This is a genomic window from Marisediminitalea aggregata (genome assembly GCF_900129565.1).
Taxonomy (GTDB): domain Bacteria; phylum Pseudomonadota; class Gammaproteobacteria; order Enterobacterales; family Alteromonadaceae; genus Alteromonas; species Alteromonas aggregata.
Genome location: NZ_FQWD01000005.1, coordinates 350035 through 369706, shown reverse-complemented (window position 1 = coordinate 369706; position 19672 = coordinate 350035). Strand labels below are relative to the sequence as shown.

General features: G+C 49.4%; 16 protein-coding genes. 9 read left to right on the top strand and 7 right to left on the bottom strand.

Annotated features, from left to right (window positions below; translation table 11 throughout):
• Positions 1–5: 5 nt before the first annotated feature.
• A complete protein-coding gene (locus tag BUB81_RS15845; RefSeq protein WP_073324305.1) occupies positions 6–263 on the bottom strand; it encodes a hypothetical protein in 258 nt (85 codons plus the stop codon).
• A gap of 145 nt (positions 264–408) precedes the next feature.
• The gene (locus BUB81_RS15840; RefSeq protein ID WP_073324304.1) at positions 409–1125 is read right to left on the bottom strand and encodes a TorF family putative porin; all 717 of its coding nucleotides are present in this window, start codon (positions 1123–1125) and stop codon (positions 409–411) included.
• A gap of 387 nt (positions 1126–1512) precedes the next feature.
• Between BUB81_RS15840 and rpe the strand changes: the two genes are divergently transcribed.
• The 8 genes from rpe (at position 1513) to BUB81_RS15800 (ending at position 10175) form a co-directional block, all read left to right on the top strand.
• Entirely contained in the window at positions 1513–2190 is a 678-nt protein-coding gene (gene rpe / locus BUB81_RS15835) for a ribulose-phosphate 3-epimerase (RefSeq protein WP_073324303.1), read from the top strand.
• A 19-nt stretch (positions 2191–2209) separates the two neighbouring features.
• Positions 2210–3217, top strand: a complete 1008-nt coding sequence (gene trpS / locus BUB81_RS15830; RefSeq protein ID WP_073324302.1) for a tryptophan--tRNA ligase — start codon at positions 2210–2212, stop codon at positions 3215–3217.
• An 18-nt stretch (positions 3218–3235) separates the two neighbouring features.
• Positions 3236–3856 carry an anthranilate synthase component II gene (locus BUB81_RS15825; protein ID WP_073324301.1) on the top strand — a complete coding sequence of 207 codons (621 nt, stop codon included), beginning with the start codon at positions 3236–3238 and terminating at the stop codon, positions 3854–3856.
• A 167-nt stretch (positions 3857–4023) separates the two neighbouring features.
• Entirely contained in the window at positions 4024–5184 is a 1161-nt protein-coding gene (locus BUB81_RS15820) for an HDOD domain-containing protein (protein ID WP_073324300.1), read from the top strand.
• A 397-nt stretch (positions 5185–5581) separates the two neighbouring features.
• Complete coding sequence (locus tag BUB81_RS15815; RefSeq protein WP_073324299.1) at positions 5582–6790, top strand: aspartate aminotransferase family protein; 1209 nt, start codon at positions 5582–5584, stop codon at positions 6788–6790.
• 17 nt (positions 6791–6807) lie between these two features.
• The gene (gene astA, locus BUB81_RS15810; protein WP_073324298.1) at positions 6808–7845 is read left to right on the top strand and encodes an arginine N-succinyltransferase; all 1038 of its coding nucleotides are present in this window, start codon (positions 6808–6810) and stop codon (positions 7843–7845) included.
• 24 nt (positions 7846–7869) lie between these two features.
• The gene (gene astD, locus BUB81_RS15805; protein ID WP_139241607.1) at positions 7870–9342 is read left to right on the top strand and encodes a succinylglutamate-semialdehyde dehydrogenase; all 1473 of its coding nucleotides are present in this window, start codon (positions 7870–7872) and stop codon (positions 9340–9342) included.
• Between the two features lie 26 nt (positions 9343–9368).
• A complete protein-coding gene (locus BUB81_RS15800) occupies positions 9369–10175 on the top strand; it encodes a DUF1338 domain-containing protein (protein ID WP_073324296.1) in 807 nt (268 codons plus the stop codon).
• 70 nt (positions 10176–10245) lie between these two features.
• Here the strand turns inward: BUB81_RS15800 and BUB81_RS15795 are convergent, their stop codons facing one another.
• From BUB81_RS15795 to parC, 3 genes are all read right to left on the bottom strand, one after another.
• A complete protein-coding gene (locus BUB81_RS15795) occupies positions 10246–12408 on the bottom strand; it encodes a putative bifunctional diguanylate cyclase/phosphodiesterase (RefSeq protein ID WP_073324295.1) in 2163 nt (720 codons plus the stop codon).
• A 2-nt stretch (positions 12409–12410) separates the two neighbouring features.
• Entirely contained in the window at positions 12411–12947 is a 537-nt protein-coding gene (locus tag BUB81_RS15790; RefSeq protein ID WP_073324294.1) for a heme NO-binding domain-containing protein, read from the bottom strand.
• 147 nt (positions 12948–13094) lie between these two features.
• The gene (gene parC / locus BUB81_RS15785) at positions 13095–15344 is read right to left on the bottom strand and encodes a DNA topoisomerase IV subunit A (RefSeq protein ID WP_073324293.1); all 2250 of its coding nucleotides are present in this window, start codon (positions 15342–15344) and stop codon (positions 13095–13097) included.
• Between the two features lie 210 nt (positions 15345–15554).
• Here parC and BUB81_RS15780 point away from each other — a divergent pair, with 210 nt between their 5' ends.
• Entirely contained in the window at positions 15555–18683 is a 3129-nt protein-coding gene (locus BUB81_RS15780; RefSeq protein WP_073324292.1) for a hybrid sensor histidine kinase/response regulator, read from the top strand.
• Here BUB81_RS15780 and BUB81_RS15775 read toward each other — a convergent pair.
• Complete coding sequence (locus BUB81_RS15775; RefSeq protein ID WP_073324291.1) at positions 18680–19357, bottom strand: DUF2982 domain-containing protein; 678 nt, start codon at positions 19355–19357, stop codon at positions 18680–18682. The two genes, BUB81_RS15780 and BUB81_RS15775, sit on opposite strands and share 4 nt — an antisense overlap.
• A complete protein-coding gene (locus tag BUB81_RS22195; RefSeq protein WP_175555826.1) occupies positions 19341–19493 on the bottom strand; it encodes a hypothetical protein in 153 nt (50 codons plus the stop codon). The genes BUB81_RS15775 and BUB81_RS22195 overlap by 17 nt, the downstream gene beginning before the upstream one ends.
• Positions 19494–19672 lie beyond the last annotated feature (179 nt).

Here is a 19672-nt window from a genome sequence, read left to right as displayed (position 1 = left end):
TGCGACTATTCGCTGTCCGTGCCTTTCTGGCGCGACAATAATTCCAGCAAATCGAGATAATGAAAGCGATAAGACGTAGAACGACCGGTTAACCAGCTCGACCAGCTTACTTCTTCGGCATGCTGCTGTGCGTTCGCACAAGGGGGCTGACAGTCATTTGAGGCTATTTCGCGGCTATCCGTTGCCAAATGAAATGTTCCTACCAGCAAGCCAACAGTTAACACTGTGCCAGATGCCCGCCATTTTAGGTTTCTGTTAAACATTCACTTATCTACCCAGTAGATTCCATTGGTTTAATTATAACCAGTTCGAACCGTCTGGCAACGAAAATTTCCGCCTAAAGTACAAAGGCCACGCATTTCTGCATGGCCCCGTACGCACAACAAATAATTTTTAAGCGACTATCGCTTACAGCTCGAAGTCTACACCGTAAGAAACAGTGAACTTCACGCTATCGTTGTCTAACGCGTCCGGACCAGCGTCGTCCAGGTCAGTACCACTGATCATGAAGCCGAAACCGTCTTTAGACAGCGTCAGTGCGTAATCCATGTAGTCACCAGGTACGCCGTTGAATGACTCAGAGAAGTCGCCCTGGTGAGAACCAAGGTGAACACCAACTTCAGTGCCGCTTTCCAGTGCGTAAGCATAGTCAAGTGACAGGTAAGTCGTTGAACCAAAACCGAAGTCTTGATTTGGACCTTCATCTGGTTCTGCGTTCGCCAGAACGTATAAAGTCGCGCTAAAGTTACCGTAACCTACTGTACCGTAGATTTCGCCGAAATCGTAACCGGCTTCAGTGTCGTAGTTGTAGTACAGGTAACCAACATCATATGAAATGTCGCCAGCTTCGCCCGCGTAACCGAAGTAGATGTCGTGCTCGTAAGAGTAAACATCGTCTGCACCATACTTAACGTTAGATGCCCAAGTTCCCGCGTAGAAACCGCTGTCGCTTGCGTAGTCGATACCACCTTGTACAGCTGCTTCGTTCATGGTTTGAGTCAGACCACGCCAGATGTAGTTGTTGGTAACGCTAACGTTAGCAGATACGCTGTCAGCAAGGGCAGCAGTAGAAGTCAGGCAAGAGCCAACAACAGCTAAAGTTACCAAAGTTTTATTAAATTTCATGTGTGTTCTCCGTAAATTAACTTTGCATAAGTGTTTTAAAATCACTTTCTGTCTATTGTTCTTGTTATTGTGCTCACGACATACGCAAACTTGATGCCCAATTAATAATCTTCGTCAAAATCAAAGAAAAAACACATAAACATATGATTTTATTTATATTTTATTTAGGGTGTTTTTTAACCGGAAGATTTCATACGCGCACTCGCACAAGCCCGTCGCACCATATAAGTGCACACTCACCAATAAAGGGCGGTATTTTGCCTTTTGCCTGCTCACAGAATCCGGTAAAATTTAATCAATAAAAGCGTTATCAAAAAACGTGTTAAAAAGACGTACTCTGCAAATCCATAAAGCCAGTTGCTGGCTTGACTAACCCGAAGGTAAGGTATGAAAGATTTTCTGATAGCCCCGTCCATTCTGTCCGCCGACTTTGCCCGGCTAGGCGAGGATGTTGAGAAGGTACTGGCGGCCGGTGCCGATGTCGTTCACTTTGATGTCATGGATAACCACTATGTGCCTAACCTGACTTTCGGACCTATGATCTGTAAGGCGCTGCGTGACTACGGCATTACGGCCCCTATTGATGTGCACCTGATGGTTTCACCGGTAGACGACCTTATTGAGCAGTTTGCAGACGCCGGTGCCAGCATGATCAGTTTTCACCCCGAGGCAAGTCAGCACGTTGACCGCAGTCTGCAGTTGATTATTGATAAGGGCTGCCAGCCCGGCCTGGTATTTAACCCGGCGACATCGCTCTCTCACCTTGATTACGTCATGGATAAGCTGCATCACATACTATTGATGTCGGTTAACCCCGGCTTCGGCGGTCAGTCTTTTATTCCAAATACGCTGGACAAGCTGCGTGAAGTAAAACAAAGAATAGAAGAATCAGGCCGAAATATACGTTTGGAAGTTGACGGCGGGGTGAAAGTCGATAATATCGCAGCCATTGCTGACGCAGGCGCAGACATGTTTGTTGCCGGCTCAGCTATTTTTAACCAGCCTGATTACGCCACCGTGATTCAGCAAATGCGCAACGAACTCGCTTCAGTTGGCGCCCGGTAATAACAGTAGGTATAAATTCATGAGTGTAAAACCAATCGTACTAAGCGGCTGTCAGCCGTCCGGTCAATTAACCCTTGGCAACTATATGGGTGCACTGAAGCAATGGGTGAGCATGCAGGACGACCACGACTGTTTGTACATGTTGGTAGACTTACACGCCATCACTGTTCGTCAGGAGCCTGAAAAGCTGAAGCAGGCCTGTCTTGATGGTTTGGCTTTATACCTTGCCTGTGGCATTGACCCACAAAAAAGTACGCTGTTCGTACAGTCTCACGTACCTGAGCACGCGCAACTGGCGTGGGTACTGAACTGCTACACGCAAATGGGCGAGCTTAACCGCATGACCCAGTTTAAAGACAAGTCTGCAAAGAATGCCTCTAACATAAATGTAGGTTTGTACAGCTACCCGGTACTGCAGGCAGCAGATATTTTGCTGTACCAGGCAGACAAGGTACCGGTTGGTGAAGATCAAAAGCAGCACCTTGAACTGACCCGCGATGTAGCAACGCGCTTTAACAATATCTATGGCGATACCTTCCGCCTGCCCGATCCGTACATTCCGGAATTTGGTGCGCGTATCATGAGCTTGCAAGAGCCTGACAAAAAAATGTCGAAGTCTGACAACAACCCGAAAAACTACATCGGGCTGCTGGAAGAGCCGAAGAAACTGGCGAAGAAGATCAAGAGTGCCGTCACCGATTCAGACGAGCAGGCGCGCATTTATTACGATCCAGCAGAAAAAGCCGGCGTCAGCAACCTGCTTACCCTGCTCTCATTGGCGACGGGTAAATCGGTTGAATCACTGGTACCGGATTACGAAGACAAAATGTACGGCCACCTGAAAGGCGACGTAGCCGATGCCGTGGTAGCACTGCTTGAGCCCATTCAACAACGTTACCACCAGCTTCGCGAAGATCAGGCGTACCTGAATGAAGTCATGCGTGAAGGTGCGGCCAAGGCACAGGCAAAAGCCAGCAAAACCCTGGCAGCGACCTATGACGCCCTAGGGTTTATTGCCAAACCTTAATTGGGTAGCGGGTACCACTTGTTATTGCTCATCGACAACTATGATTCGTTCAGCCACAACCTGGCGCGTTACTTTATTGAGTTAGGTTGTGAGCTGAAAGTCGTCAGAAATGACGAGGTCAGTCTGGCAGACATCGCTGCCATGCCGTTACAAGGCATCGTGATTTCGCCGGGGCCTTGCACGCCTGATGACGCCGGAATCAGTCTGGCAGCAATCAAACACTTTGCTGGCACCTTACCCATTCTTGGCGTATGCCTGGGACATCAGGCTATAGGTCAGGTATTTGGTGCCACAGTCTGCGGTGCCCACCATATTCGTCATGGAAAGCTTTCACCGGTTCTACATAACGGAAGCCCTCTGTTCAATGGCATCCCTGAACGCTTTACCGTAACACGCTACCACTCATTGGTTTTATCGCCAGAGCAGTTACCCGACTGTCTGCAGGCAATTGCCTGGAGTCAGGATGGCGACGAGCCAGAGATCATGGCGATAGCGCACCGCTCTTTACCCATTTGGGGCCTGCAGTATCATCCGGAATCTTTGTTAACCGAGTATGGTCATCAGGTACTGGCCAACTTTTTAACCTTAGCCGGTATTTCAGCCCCTTATACGCCGCGGCTTTCAACGGAACAAGCGTAAACACATTCGCTCTGAATTCGCGAAACAACAACACTACGGTGTGTTTTTTAGCACTATTTCCGAGCTGGGGTTAATTAAGTTGCAGCGTATTGGGAATCGGCCGATACTATTTGAATATCACGCTATTTTTATCGATCTGCAGTACAAACGGAGTCACTACATCGCTTATGGCTGAGCAATTACTAACGCCCCCCTCCATTGCCGAACGTTTTGATTATTGGCTGATTGCGCCTGAGCGCGTCAGCGTCATGATTGGCAAACGTGCGCCGGGCGAAGTAAGTTATGAGGAATCGGAACAGAGTTTTACCCGTCGCCAACTGCTTAAAGTCGAAAAAACTGCGATTCGCGATAAGCTGCAAACCGCCAAAGTCCGCGCAGAATATCTGGCTCAAATTAACCAGCAACTGCATACACTGGTTAAGAAAAAGCTGGCACAAGCTATCAGTGACACGCCCGCGATCCTAGACAAACAACTAAACTGGCAAGACGAGTCAACAGATCTTATCGACCTGCTCACCACACCATCAGCAACCATTTCAAAAGTGGAGGCTGTTGCGGCAGGCATGCCCTGGCTGTATGACGAACTGCTGAAGTTAGTTAATGCCCCCCAAAATCGTCGGCGCGATGCGCGGGGCATGGTGATTGGTGTCGACACGCTGAAGACCGCGTTGAGTTTTATGGGCATCGACAACGTAAAGCTGGTATTACCGGCTTTAATGTTCCGTCAGTCAATCCCCTTGATTACCGATCCTTTTCCGCAAGTAAAGCACAAGACCATGGAATACGCGGTAACCTGTGCCAGAACCGCTGAAGCCATTGCACCTCAATTTAAAGCCCAGCCCTACCCGGCTTACCTGCTTGCCCTGCTGAGTCAGTTAGGCCGCAGTGTGATCCTAAAACTCTATTTTAAACTGTTCGAACAAGTGCATTTTGATTTTCTGCAACACGCGCAGAAAGCCAAATTGCGCGATTTGCACAGTGCACTTACGCAGTTAGTACCAGACCCGGCGCAGTGTATTCAGTTGATTAACCAGCACGGCGATAAACTGTCTCTGCACCTGTTTGAGCAAATGGTATTCAAGCGAGTGGACTTGCACACCCCCATGCAACAGTTCCTGCAAGAGCCTGATGATGAGGATGCCTTGCCGTTAACCCGCACACTTCAACAAAGCCGGTATTACGCTAAATTCAGAATGCTCAGTGATGCCAAATTATTTCTGGAAGACGAAGCCCCGGTGTTTCGTTCTGGCAGTGCGATATCCGCAGACACTTTTACTGCACTGCAAAAACAATCTCTGTCACAACTTCCCGTTGTTGCCGAGCTGTAAAACAGCTGAACCCAGACGCGTAATTACCTGTTGACCGCGCGGAATTGCGACATGTTCTGAGCTGAAAACGTAAAAATGCGTGTTTTTTTCGCTTTCATAATCATTCAGCCGTAAACCCTGGTGTACATCTACACGCGTTCAGCCCGCTCGCGTGGCGCAAGATACAAACTCTCTATTGTTTATTTTTCCGCCTATTCACTTCTATGGATAGTTATTCACTAATTATGCAAGTTAAGCCACACCCCTTGATTTTACTGTGTTTACAGCCAATGAATTGACGAGACAAAGGCGCGTTATGCTGGCATACTGAAGCGCTTTGAAACACATTATTCCACTGTATTTCGTTGCTCATTTGTGGCAACGAGCAAGCAGTAAATCGACAGTTAGAGGTGAAGAGATGAATGTAACCCGGAGTTTATTTGATGAAGTCATGGTGCCGAACTACAACCCTGCCAGTATGGTACCGGTTCGCGGTGTGGGTTCGCGAGTCTGGGATCAGGACGGCAACGAATTCATCGACTTTGCCGGTGGTATTGCTGTAAACGCACTGGGTCACTGTCACCCTGAGTTGGTAAAAGCCCTTACCGAGCAAGGTAACAAGTTGTGGCACTTAAGCAACGTATTCACCAACGAACCTGCGTTGCGTTTAGCCAAAAAACTAACCGACCACACCTTTGCTGAGCGCGTTTATTTTGCCAACTCGGGTGCTGAAGCGAACGAAGCAGCGTTGAAACTAGCGCGTCGCTATGCATTGGAAAAGTTCGGTGAACACAAACAACAAATCATTGCGTTTAACCAAGGTTTCCACGGCCGTACTTTCTTTACGGTGACGGTAGGCGGTCAGGCTGCGTATTCAGATGGTTTTGGTCCAAAGCCTGGCGCTGTAGAGCATTGTGCTTACAACGACCTGGCTGCTTTTGAAGCGCTGATTTCGGACAATACCTGTGCGGTAATGATGGAACCTCTGCAGGGTGAAGGCGGTATTATTTCGCCTGATCCGGCCTTCGTAAAAGGCGTTCGCGAGCTGTGCGACAAGCACAATGCGCTGTTGATTTTCGATGAAGTGCAATCGGGTGTAGGCCGAACTGGTCACCTGTATGCGTACATGGGTCTGGACGTAACGCCAGATATTCTGACCACTGCAAAATCGCTGGGCGGTGGCTTCCCTGTAGGCGCAATGCTAACCACAACTGACATTGCTGCACACTTCAAACCTGGTACGCATGGCAGCACTTACGGTGGTAACCCACTGGCGTGTGCCGTGGCAGAACGCACGTTCGATATCATTAACGATCCAGCGGTACTGGAAGGCGTTAAGCGCAAAGAGCAGCTGTTCCGTGACACCCTTGCAACCATTAACGATAAGCACAAAGTGTTTAGCGAAATCCGCGGTAAAGGCATGCTGTTAGGTTGTGCGTTAACCGAAGACTTCGCCGGCCAGTCACGCGCGTTCCTGGATGCATCAACACAACAACAACTGATGTGTCTGGTTGCAGGCGCTAACGTAGTGCGTTTCGCACCGTCGCTGATCATTCCTGACGAAGATATTGCGGAAGGTTTGGTACGCTTCGAGAAAGCCGTAGCCAGCGTCGTGGCAGCGAAGTAGCTATAAGAGAGCTAACCATGTACATCATTCGCCCAATACAACAAAGCGATTACGCAGCGCTGTATGCAATAGCTGAGGAATCTGGCATTGGCTTTACGTCTTTGCCAGTGAACGAGGAACTGTTGCAGCGTAAAATTAACAGATCCACCGACTCTTTCGGCAGTGAGGTTACCGCGCCAGGCAGTGAATCGTATCTGTTTGTAATGGAAGACGCGACAACTGGTGATGTGGTAGGGACAACCGGTATCGAAGCGGCTGTGGGTACGGACGACGCGTTCTATCATTATCACGTAGGCAAAGTCGTCCACGCTTCACGCGAACTGAATATCCACAACACGGTGGAAATCCTGACGTTTTGCAACGACTACACCGGTGTAAGCGAGATTTGTACGTTGTTCTTGCGGGAAAGTGCCCGTAAGGGCCTTAACGGCCGCTTTTTGTCTAAAGTCCGTTTTCTGTTTATGCAGGAACACCAGGAACGCTTCGCCGAAACCGTAATAGCCGAAATGCGTGGCGTGAGTGATGAAAATGGCCGTTCGCCGTTCTGGGAATGGCTGGAAGCCCATTTCTTTTCAATGGACTTCCCCACCGCCGATTACCTGACCGGGATCGGCAACAAGGTGTTCATTGCCGAGTTGATGCCCAAGTATCCCATTTACGTCAACCTGTTAAGTCAGGAAGCACAAAACGTGATTGGTAAGGTGCACAAGAAAACCGAACCCGCGTTGCGCTTGCTACAGGAAGAGGGCTTTAGTTGTCGCGGCTACGTAGACATTTTTGATGGCGGCCCTACTGTTGAGGCAAACCTCAGTAATATTCGTACCGCACAGCGCAGTAAACGCGCTGCGGCACACATTGACGACCAGTCAGCCGCACAAGATGGCGAGTTGTGCTACATCATCAACACCTCGGTGAAAGATTTCCGCGCCGTCATGGCTGATGTCCGTTACGACAATCAAACCGACACCGCAGTGATTTCACATAAGGCGGCGGCAGCGCTTGCCATAGAAGAAGGTGATGCCATTCGCTTTGCTTCGGTAACACCCCGAGATTAAATCAATTACAAGCATCAGGACAGAATTATGCCAACCACACATTTTATAAATGGACAGTGGATTGAAGGCCAAGGTGCCTCTATCGCGTCAACTGATCCAGCGAAAAACCACGTATTCTGGCAAGGCAATGCAGCCTCTGCTGAGCAGGTAAATGACGCGGTAAATGCCGCCAGAACAGCATTGCCAGCCTGGTCTGCACTGACAGTTGAAGCACGCCTGGCCATTATCAAACAGTACGGTGAATTACTGGCGGCTAACAAACCGGAACTGGCTGCGTTAATTGCGCAGGAGACCGGTAAGCCATTATGGGAAACCGCTACCGAAGTCGCCGCCATGATCGGTAAAATCGGGATTTCAGAAAAAGCGTATTTTGAGCGCACCGGTACCGTTGAAAATGCCATGCCGGTAGGCAAAGCGTTTATTCGTCATAAACCCCATGGTGTGGTTGCCGTATTTGGCCCTTACAACTTCCCGGGTCACTTACCTAATGGTCACATTGTGCCAGCACTGATTGCAGGCAACACCATTGTGTTCAAGCCCAGCGATTTAACACCAGCCGTTGCAGAAGCGATGGTGAAACTGTGGGAACAGGCCGGGTTACCTAAAGGCGTGCTGAACCTGGTTCAGGGCGAGGTGGAAACCGGCAAGGCGTTAGCCAGCCACCATCAGTTAGATGGCTTGTTCTTCACCGGTAGCTCACGCACGGGTAAAATCCTGCACGAACAATTCGCAGGTCACCCGGGCAAAATTCTGGCCCTGGAAATGGGCGGCAATAACCCTCTCATCGTTACCGACGTTGCCGACACCAAAGCAGCCGTACACGACATCATTCAGTCAGCCTTTGTTACGTCAGGCCAGCGCTGCACTTGCGCACGCCGTCTGTTCATACCGGCAAATGCACAGGGTGATGCGTTAATGGCCGCGTTAGTTGACGCGACTAAAGCCATTCAGGTAGGACATTACGACGCTGAAGAGCAGCCATTCATGGGCGCCATGGTCAGTGCTGCTGCAGCCAAAGGAATGGTTGCTGCTCAGCAGGAATTACTTGATCTGGGCGCCAAAGCGTTACTGACATTAACGCACACCGACGAAAATACCGGCTTTGTTACCCCGGGTATTCTGGACGTCACTGACATCGTTGATGAAATGCCGGATGAGGAACACTTTGGCCCGCTGCTCAAAGTAATTCGTTATTCTGACTTCGACACCGCCATTGCACAGGCTAACAACACGCGTTTCGGCTTGTCTGCGGGTTTACTGAGCGACTCTGAGGCTGACTACCAGCACTTTTTCCAGCATATTCGTGCAGGTATTGTTAACTGGAACCGTCCTATTACCGGCGCCAGCAGTGCAGCACCGTTCGGTGGCATAGGCGAAAGCGGAAACCACAGAGCCAGCGCGTATTACGCGGCAGACTACTGTGCGTACCCGGTGGCTTCAGTAGAACTGGATAAAGTAGCCCTACCTGGTACGTTAAGCCCCGGCTTAACGCTGTAACAGACTATAAGGAACGACAGAATACTATGCACAACAATATCAGTACCCTGTTTGCCAATATGTGGCAGGATTATGTGCAAATCACCCCAAGCGCCAAGCGTATTCACGAACTACTGGCGGGTGAAGAGAACAGCCCTGAAATCGTTAATGATCATGTCGCGTTCCGTACGTTTAATCTGGAAAAAACCAATCTGGATAAGCTGGCGGCGCACTTCTTAGCATTGGGTTACGAAGAGAAAGGCCAGTACAATTTCAAGGCCAAAAAGCTGGATGCGAAACACTTCGAGCACCCGGACACAACCAAGCCGAAGGTGTTCATAAGCCAACTGCGCGTTGAAGAGCTGTCAGAAGGAGCTCAGAAGATCATTCAGGGTCTGGTAGAGCAGATGTCCGAAGAAGTCGTAACGGCAGACAACTTCCTGTACTCAGGACGTCAATGGCAGTTGTCGAGCGAGGAGTATCAGGCACTTATCAGTGAGTCTGAATACGCCGGCTGGCTTGCAGCCTGGGGATTCCGTGCGAATCACTTTACCGTGAGTGTAAACCACCTGAACAACAGCGACAGTCTCGAACAGGTGAATACCCTGTTGAAAGAAGCCGGTTTTGTACTGAACACCGTTGGTGGTGAAATCAAAGGCGGCGAGTCGGTCTTCCTGGCTCAGTCTTCAACAATGGCCGACAAAATCGCACTGGCGTTCAGTGATACGTCGTTAACAATCCCCAGCTGTTTCTACGAATTTGCCCAGCGTTACGCTATGCCTGACGGTGAGTTGTATCAGGGGTTTGTTGAAGCGTCAGCAGATAAGATTTTCGAAAGCACCAACGCCAAGTAAATCCTGCATAGAATCAGCATAGTGACATTTTGGGTGTCACTATGCTGCGCTTTCTTTATCGATTTTCACGTTAGTCTTCTAGCGGAATTGAACTGTGTACGTGCTTGTAGATGAACTGGTCATAAGGAATGGGCTTTTCAAACAGGAATCCCTGATAAGCCGAAATGCCCATATCTTCCATGAGCGGGATGTAAGCCAGGTTATCCACCCCTTCCACCAGCACTTTGTACTGCAGACTGTTAAGCATTTTTACTAACCCTGACAGCAGTGATAGCGCTTTAGTTGAGCAATGAATATCTTTTGCCAGAGAACGGTCGATCTTAATAACGTCAAACTGGAAGGTACGCAGATAGCTCAACGACGAAAATCCGCTGCCGAAATCATCTAAAGACAGCACAAACCCGGCATTACGCAGTTCGGTTAATGCGCGTAGTGCACTCGACTCGTCCTGAATAAAAATAGACTCGGTGATCTCTATTTCTATCATTTGTGGCGCAACTACATGCTCATCGCAAATCGACAAGGCAATGTTGGCAAATCCTGGTTCGAGTAACTGATTGGCACTGATATTCACTGACATGGGCACACTCAACCCTTCCGCTTCCATCATAGCAATGTACTCACAGGCCGACTCCAGCGCCATCAGTCCGATTTCACCGTCAAGCCCATGTGCTTCTGCCAGAGGAATAAACGTTCCGGGGCTCACCATGCCATGCAGTGGCGAAAACCAGCGACACAAAAGTTCTGCCCCAATCAGTTTGCCCGTCGAACTGAATTTACCCTGTAAGTAAAAATCCAACGAGCGAGTGCGAATAGCGCGGTGTAAGTCGGTGAGCAAGGTCACCTGCTCTTTCATACTTTCAATAAGGCCATGGCGGTAGACAAACACCTGTCCTTTACCGAGGGTTTTAGCCTGATACATCGCTGCGTCGGCGTTTTGAATCAAGGCTTCAACACAATTTCCGTGTGCCGGGAAATAGGCAACCCCGATACTTGCAGACAACCGAACGTCATTGCCACTAACGCCGAAGCTCAGCGCTTCCAACGCCTCAATTAACGCCTGGCTTTGATCTACGCATTGTTGCTCATCCTCTACGGGGATCGCTATCAGGAATTCATCGCCTCCCCAACGGGTAACTTCGGCATCACCGTTGAATACCGTTCTTAAAGTATTCGCGACGGCAACCAGACAATTGTCTCCGGAATCGTGCCCCGCCAAATCATTAACGGTTTTAAACCCATCCAGATCGATAAATGCCAGTGCAAACGGTTCTTCGCGTTCTGTCATTGCTTTCAGGGCTGCATTCAGGCCCAGCCTGTTTTTCAACCCTGTCAGGTCGTCATGGGTAGCTAGCTCGCGAAGGCGCTCTTCGTTTTGTTTGCGCTCACTAATGTCTCTGATAGTAGCTATCAGGTAAGTCGAGCCTTGCTGCCTTGATTCGAACATGGCTAACGACAGTTCGACCGGAATAGTAGTACCAGAGACGGTGATCAAGTGGGTATCGAACTGCAACTGCCCCAATTTGGGCAACTGTTGGAGTTTCTCTTTAGCGCCTTGTAAAAATGCAGTGAGGGACTGGTGCTCGCATTCATGCTTGGCATTGAGCTGTGCCAGCGACAGAAAAGCTTCATTTGACTCAGTAATAGTAAAGTCGTCAGACAATACCAGCATTGGTTCGCGCGAACTGGAAAACGCCGACGCCATGAGTTGGAAAGACTGTTCCGCTTTTTGCTGACGCGTGATGTCCTTGCTAGTGCCAACAATATACACCGCCGTGCCATTATCGTCCCGCCGCAATACTCTGCCACGAGAGCGCATCCATTGGTCGCCGCGCACGCTCTTAACCCGAAAGGTAAGCTCTATGTCGTCACAGCGACTGTGTACGGCAAGGGACCACTGAAATTGTATGGTAGGTAAGTCATCCTCATGCACTATTGCCATCAGGGCAATCGCACTGTGCTTAGACTCCTTCACCTGCTTCTTTCTCAACCCAAATGATTTCACCAGAAAAGCGTCATCCGTTGCGTGCCACTCCCAATACGACTCCTGGGTCGCCCATAAGGCAAGCTCCAGCTTTTCCTGGTTAGTCTGACTTTGTTGCAAAGCCTCAAACAACTCCCGGCTTTTTTCGGTAAGCAGTGTTTCGGCTTGCTGACGCGCCGCTTTTTCCCGCTTTAGACGGCGAGTAAGCGACGCGACATCAGGCGTAATATCGTGTTGAGAAAGGGTCACAACTACTCCATATCCACGCGAATAATGTACGTGTGCGGTTCATTGGTACTTTGGACATGGTGCGTGACGACGTTACCAAGGTGTTTTGCCGCGCCATCAATTAACCCTTCAGCCAGTTTGAACAAATCGCGCTGAGAATGATATTCAAGCTCTATCGAGTTTTGCGTACGAGACATCACCTTAAATGAGGGGAGGTCCGCGTCTGGATAAAGCTTTCTGACCTGCACGTGAATATCGTTATCCAGGCTCTCCAGCACATCTAAAATGGTAATTTTTCCGGTCATTACCTCGCCGTGAGCTTTCGCCAACACGCCAAATAAATATTCGCCGAACCCGTACAGAAGCTCGTCCGCTGACTGACCTGTTTTGTTAACCAGTACCGTCAGAATCTTCTCCATTTCGGAAAACGGATAATAGCCCACCGCTGTGAATGCCCCTTCGTTTTTAAGCTCGGCCTCCACCAACACTTCATCGGCAAACTCCGGTGAAATTTTCTCTTCGAGCATGTCCACCAGAGTAGTAAAAACTATCCCAAGCACGTGTGTCTCCTAACTAAAACTTGTTCATATTAAATGGCCGAACCCCATAAACAAAGTGTAGAAGAGCCAGACAAAAGCACAAAAAAAATGCGCCTAAATGGCGCATTTTTATCAGAAAGTAGATATCTATTCCGGTATTAAACCGAGTTATTCGATCTCGATAGCGTCTACACGTTGCAGGCCTCTTGGCAATTTATTACCCCGGCGACCCCGCTCTCCCTGATAGTGAGTTAAGTCATCAGCACTAAGCGTCATGCTACGCTTGCCAGCAGACAGTTTCACCGCCTTGCCATCGGGTACCACTGCCAGCACTTTCACATACTCTTCGTGAATTTGCGCTTTCGCAGACGGAATACTGATGATCTTATTGCCCTTACCTTTGCCCAGGCTGGGCAGGTCTCGCAATGGGAACATCAGCATTCTGCCCTCGTTGGAAATCGCAAGGCACCAGTCAGATTCGAGATTTTCCACTGTTTGCGGCGCGATGACTTTCGCTCCGGTCGGCAGGTTTATGTAGGCTTTACCGGCTTTGTTTTTGCTGACCATGTCATTGAACGTGCCTACAAAACCATAACCCGCATCTGACGCAATCAGGTACTTGCTGTCGTCATTACCCATAACAACGTGGGCAAATTGCTCACCTGCAACCATGCTAAAACGGCCGGTTAGTGGTTCGCCCTGGCTCCGTGCCGACGGTAATCCGTGCGCATCGCAAGAGAATGCCCGCCCTGAGGTGTCGAGGAACACCACGGGTTGGTTACTGCGGCCCATGGCGCTGGCCAGGTAGCTGTCTCCGGCTTTATAGCTAAGTGCTTCGGCATCAATGTCATGCCCTTTCGCACAGCGCGCCCAGCCTTTTTCAGACAGTACAACAGTTACTGGTTCACTGGGTACCAGTTCTTTTTCACTCAATGCTTTGGCTTCAGAACGTTGCACTATGGGAGAGCGACGATCATCGCCATACTTTTCTGCGTCTGCCAGCAACTCTTTTTTGATCAAGGTTTTCAAACGGCGGTCAGAGCCCAGCAGTTGTTGCAGATGGTCGCGTTCAGCGGCCAGCTCTTCCTGCTCGCCCTTAATTTTCATTTCTTCGAGTTTCGCCAGATGACGTAACTTCAACTCCAGGATCGCCTCGGCCTGTTTGTCGCTTAAACTAAAGCGACGCATTAATTCGGCTTTGGGTTCATCGTGGAAACGAATGATTTCAATCACTTCATCGATATTCAAAAAGGCGATCATCAAACCTTCAAGAATATGCAAGCGTGCCAGTACCTTATCCAAACGGTATTGCAAGCGGCGTGTGACGGTGTCTTTGCGGAATACCAGCCATTCCGACAGGATTGTACGAAGGTCTTTGACCTGAGGGCGCCCGTCCAGACCAATCATGTTCAGATTGACCCGGTAGCTCTTCTCTAAATCCGTGGTGGCGAACAGGTGCTGCATAAGCTGTTCAACATTTACGCGGTTGGAGCGCGGCACAATAACCAGTCTGGTCGGATTTTCGTGATCAGACTCATCGCGCAGGTCACTGACCATAGGCAGCTTTTTGGCCTGCATTTGGCCAGCAATTTGCTCCAGGATTTTTGCGCCAGAGGCCTGATGCGGTAACGCAGTAATCACCACATCGCCATTTTCTTCCTGGTATACCGCGCGCATTTTTACGCTGCCACGTCCGGTCTCATACAGCTTCTGAATATCGCTTCGCGGCGTGATGATTTCAGCTTCGGTTGGAAAATCCGGGCCTTGTATGTCTTCCAGCAGTTCGTGTAATTCGGTTTTGCTGTTGTCCAGCAATCGCGCACACGCATTGGCCACTTCACGCACATTATGAGGCGGAATGTCAGTTGCCATACCAACCGCGATTCCCGTTACGCCATTTAACAATATATGAGGTAAACGAGACGGTAATACCTTGGGTTCATTCAGGGTGCCGTCAAAGTTAGGTACCCAGTCTGTTGTGCCCTGACCGAGCTCTGACAACAGTACTTCACTGAACTTAGACAGTCGCGCTTCAGTATAACGCATTGCCGCAAACGACTTCGGATCGTCCGGCGCCCCCCAGTTACCTTGTCCATCAACCAGTGGGTAACGGTAAGAAAACGGCTGAGCCATTAAGACCATAGCTTCGTAGCATGCTGAGTCACCATGAGGGTGGAACTTACCCAACACATCACCCACGGTACGCGCAGACTTCTTATATTTAGCCGTCGCGCTCAAGCCCAGGTCAGACATAGCGTAAATAATCCGTCGCTGAACCGGCTTTAAGCCATCGCCAATATTCGGCAGGGCCCGGTCCATAATGACGTACATGGAATAATTCAGGTAGGCATCTTCGGTAAACTTGCGTATTGGAAGTTGTTCTACACCGTCTTGATTAATGGTGATTTCGTCGCTCATGGGTCGTTATTATTCTCGTCGTAATGCTAACGCAGGCGCGGCTGCTTCAACGTAGGTATTCTTTGACCCATTGTGAGATAAACAAGACGTAATCGCAATAGATAGCTCGCTCAGGATTTGTGCTAATTCACTGTTTTTGCAGACAAGTGAAAGTTAGGGTTTAATAGACGTGTCTTTCTATGGCGGTATTATCAAGGATCAGAAAAGTTTATGCGTAGTTTCCCGGTTAGATGGTGGTGTTTTCTGCTTCTGTGCGCCATGGGAATGCCAGTGCAAAGTGCTGTTCATCTGTATGACGATGAGCAAATGCAGTTACTGGCCGACAACTTCTCTGTGTACCGCGAAAACCGTGAACAGTTGACCATTGGCGAAGTCCTGAAGCTGCGTCACGAGTTTATTTATCAGGCCGACAACAACCCCAATTACGGCTTCAGTGAAAACGGCCTCTGGCTGCATGCCGACATATCCAATGTGTCACACACCGATGAGTGGGTGTTTTCACTTAACTTTAGTCAGCTCGACAAAGTTGATTTTTACGTTGTGGTTGATAACCAGGTGATTGATCAGAGCCATCAAGGTAAATTTCAGCCTGAGCAACATTTTCGCATTCCGGTTTTCAAAACCGCTTTACCGATAGGCGTAGAGGCGGAACTCTTCATTCGGGTTCAAAGCAGTTCCTCTGCACTCATTGCGCCTGTGTATGTAACATCGCAAACCAAACAAATCATTATTAGCCAGGTCGACAATTTACTGTGGGGCTTTTTCTACGGTGGGTTGATGATCCTGGCACTGTATAATTTCGTGCTGTTTTTAGGCTCGCGAGAATTAAGTCTGGTAGGGTATGTCACCTATATTTCGGCGGTGCTGATTTGGCAATTTGTATGGGGTGGTCACTTACACTTCTTCTTTCCCGATACCCTGTCGCCCATTTTTTCCCCTTATACTTCGCTGATATTCGTCATTATCGGGATTTGTTCCGGGATATTCTCGCTGATATTCCTGGAGACCAAAGAGAACGCGCCCTCTACCCACCCGGTGGTTATTGCCTTTTTATGGTTACAGGGCGCAATGGGGCTTGTCGCTCTACTGGGAATTCTGCCGCCGACCTGGGAGCACAACCTGATTTACGGCATTTCAATGCTGTCTATTTGTAGCTATATCGCAGCGGGTTTCGAGGCTTACATTAAAAAATATAAGCCAGCCCGGTACTTTATATTCGCCTGGAGCATTCTGGCTACCGGTGCACTCATTGGTATGCTGAGCCTGATTGGCGTAGTGCCATCCAACATGTTTACCACCTATTGTTTTCAGGTGGCGGTGTTCTGCGAAGCCGGATTATTCTCAATTGCATTGATGGAGAAAAGCCGCAGCCGTCTGGAAAACGATGTGTCTGAAGCGACAGATGAATTACGCCATAATATGGAGCTGATTGAGGAACAAAACGCGCGCCTCGATATTGCCCGCAAGGATGCCATTAAGGCCAGTAATGTTAAATCACAATTCCTGGCCAATATGAGTCACGAAATCCGCACGCCGCTCAACGCGATTCTGGGTTTCAGTAAGGAATTAACCAACCTGCCACTGCCCGCCGACAAAATGGAGCAGGTGCATATTATTAATGCGGCTGCCGACAACCTGCTGACCATCGTGAACGACGTGCTGGATTTCTCTAAAATTGAAGCCGGGAAACTCAACGTCAATAACCAACCATTCTCGCCCAATTCGCTGTTCGAAGAAATGGTAACCATGATGAGCAAGTCCGCGCACATGAAAGGGTTGGAGTTTGTGTTCGAGCTGGCGCCGTTGCCTGAAAAACTCATTGGTGATTTGTTTCGGATCCGCCAGGTACTCAACAACTTGTTGAGCAATGCGCTTAAATTCACCTCTGAAGGTTACATTAAACTCTCGGTAGATGGCTGCTCCAAACCCCACGGTATCCATGAACTGGAAATAAAGATCGAAGACACGGGGATTGGTATAAGCCGCAAGGACCGCAATAAACTGTTTAATGCGTTTTCCCAGTTGGACGATTCACTCAATCGAAGTTATCAGGGCACCGGGCTCGGGCTGGTGATTTGTCAGGAACTGGTGAAACTCATGCGCGGTTCTTTGCATTTACAGAGTATTCCGGGTCAGGGCAGCCTGTTCACAGTTACCATAAGAACGAACCAGCTTAGTCAGCGATATACACTGACAGGCAACACTGAATGGCAGGATAAGCGCGTATTGTTATTCGACCCTCACCCGGTTAGCAGACGCGCCAGCGCCAAAATGCTCACCAGCCTTGGCGCGCGGGTACACAGTGCTGAGTCTCTCGACTATTTACGCCGGGCGACAGGCAAATTTGACTACCTGTTTGCAACGTTACCCAACTACAAGCAGTCTTCCTGGGAAATGATGCTTGAAACGTTAATCGACATCCCTACGGGCAAGCGCATTCTGTGGTTTGCAGGAGAAGAACCTCTGACCGAATATACCGCCTATATCGACGATTTTGAGGCGCAAATACGACTGCCGTTAACCCCGACTAAGCTGGACGGCATTCTGCACGGTGACCACCTGATTACACAGTCACCCTCACAGCCGAAAGCCAGCTCTTTGCCTGCCGCCCGCATTCTCGCTGTCGACGACATGGATATGAACCTGAAACTGCTGGATACCTGGCTGGCAGACTCTGCGGTTACGTTGACACTCTCCGGCAGTGGTCAGGACGCAGTAAAACAATGTCAGAACAATGCCTATGATCTCATTCTCATGGACGTACAAATGCCAGGGATCGACGGCCTACAGGCATCACGCCTGATCAGAAAAACCGAACTCAATAAAGGCACACCTATCATTGCCGTTACCGCCCATGCGTTTAAGGAGGAGCAGGAACGACTGCTGGCAGCCGGTATGGAAGACTATCTTCCAAAACCCATTGAATACGCCACCCTGATCAACCTGATAAAACGCTGGTGCCAAAGCAATGCTAACCCCACATTGGCTCTCCCCACTCTTGACTGGCAACTGGCAGTCAAACGCGCCAACCAGAATCGGGAAGTTGCCCTGGAGTTGTTGGGTGACTTTGTTAGCCACCTACCCAAAACAGTAGAAATGATCCGCACAGAATGGAACGCGCGACACTTTAAAGGCGTACAGGACGAAATACACCGTTTACATGGCGCCTGTTGCTACACCGGTGTGCCTAAACTTCAGGCCCTGACCAATCAAATCGAAAGTAACTTAAAGCTCGGCAAGCACGCGGAGATGAGTGAACAATTGCCAGCCATTATTCTTGAGTGCGAAATCGTCGCCGCCCAAGCCAACAAGTTTATTCAGGAAAACAGCAGCGGCTAATGACGAGACTGCTGGCAATCCCGAAGTAGGTTAACAAAGGCTTCGGGTGAACGGTCAAGCTCACTGGCTGACAAAAACACATCGTAGCCGAGGCTGTTTCTCAACGCTGTCATACGGTTGGCCAATATGGCTTTGATACCCGTTACCGTTTGTCCATTGGCTAGCTGATAAGGCTTGTCTTCGAATAAGCTATTGCTGTAGCAGCCGCCCGTTGTACAGGACTTATCTTCGCTGTGCATTAATAACGGCCGCTGCTCCATTATCAGGTGCGAGGCAAGGCGAGGCGAGATGGCAGTAATAAACGCGTCGTAGTGTTTGAGTTTGATGCCAACCACATCAAGTGTGGTATGATTTAACCCCTGCTGAATACGCGGGCAATCGATGCGCTGAATGTCTTCCCAGGCAATGCGCCACTGCCCGCAGCGGTGCTGATAGCTGATTTGCTCACGATCCATCGACAAACTGTGTTCCGGCTCCCGCACTTTGAACCAGCCAATAAGCAGCGTCACGATGGAGCCACTCACCATAAAGATCCCAACCAGAAATAGCCAATCGGGTAACAACACCAGCAGTGAGGATGAAATAAGCAAAGCAACAGCGCCTATGATCAGTGTTGTGAGACCATTTCGCTTGGCCGTCGATTTAATCAGGATTGTGTCATTTGTCGAAGACATAAAAATACACCACCAGCATAATTACCGTCCATACCACATACAAACGCATACGCATGCACACCGGGCAGTCAGTTGCCCACCAGCGTTTCCTTTTCTGCTGCGACGCGTTTCTCTGTGATGAAGGCTGTTCAGACATAGACTTCCTTTAAACGTTTTCCAACTGAAAACGGATGAATTATTGTGCCCGGTTGATGATGACAAAAGCCATACGGTTTGGCTTGGCAATTGGGATACACATCGCTATGATCCCGCGCAAAGAATATCCGCACGTCTGCCCGCTGTTTTTGCTACAATTGCTGGTGTTTAAAGCACAGT

Excerpts from the sequence above, each read along its gene's own strand:
- BUB81_RS15845 (WP_073324305.1), bottom strand. The coding sequence starts at position 263 with ATGTTTAACAGAAACCTAAAATGGCGGGCATCTGGCACAGTGTTAACT.
- BUB81_RS15840 (WP_073324304.1), bottom strand. The coding sequence starts at position 1,125 with ATGAAATTTAATAAAACTTTGGTAACTTTAGCTGTTGTTGGCTCTTGC.
- rpe (WP_073324303.1), top strand. The coding sequence starts at position 1,513 with ATGAAAGATTTTCTGATAGCCCCGTCCATTCTGTCCGCCGACTTTGCC.
- BUB81_RS15775 (WP_073324291.1), bottom strand. The coding sequence starts at position 19,357 with ATGTCTTCGACAAATGACACAATCCTGATTAAATCGACGGCCAAGCGA.
- BUB81_RS15815 (WP_073324299.1), top strand. The coding sequence starts at position 5,582 with ATGAATGTAACCCGGAGTTTATTTGATGAAGTCATGGTGCCGAACTAC.
- trpS (WP_073324302.1), top strand. The coding sequence starts at position 2,210 with ATGAGTGTAAAACCAATCGTACTAAGCGGCTGTCAGCCGTCCGGTCAA.
- parC (WP_073324293.1), bottom strand. The coding sequence starts at position 15,344 with ATGAGCGACGAAATCACCATTAATCAAGACGGTGTAGAACAACTTCCA.
- BUB81_RS15800 (WP_073324296.1), top strand. The coding sequence starts at position 9,369 with ATGCACAACAATATCAGTACCCTGTTTGCCAATATGTGGCAGGATTAT.
- BUB81_RS15780 (WP_073324292.1), top strand. The coding sequence starts at position 15,555 with ATGCGTAGTTTCCCGGTTAGATGGTGGTGTTTTCTGCTTCTGTGCGCC.
- astA (WP_073324298.1), top strand. The coding sequence starts at position 6,808 with ATGTACATCATTCGCCCAATACAACAAAGCGATTACGCAGCGCTGTAT.
- BUB81_RS15820 (WP_073324300.1), top strand. The coding sequence starts at position 4,024 with ATGGCTGAGCAATTACTAACGCCCCCCTCCATTGCCGAACGTTTTGAT.
- BUB81_RS22195 (WP_175555826.1), bottom strand. The coding sequence starts at position 19,493 with ATGTCTGAACAGCCTTCATCACAGAGAAACGCGTCGCAGCAGAAAAGG.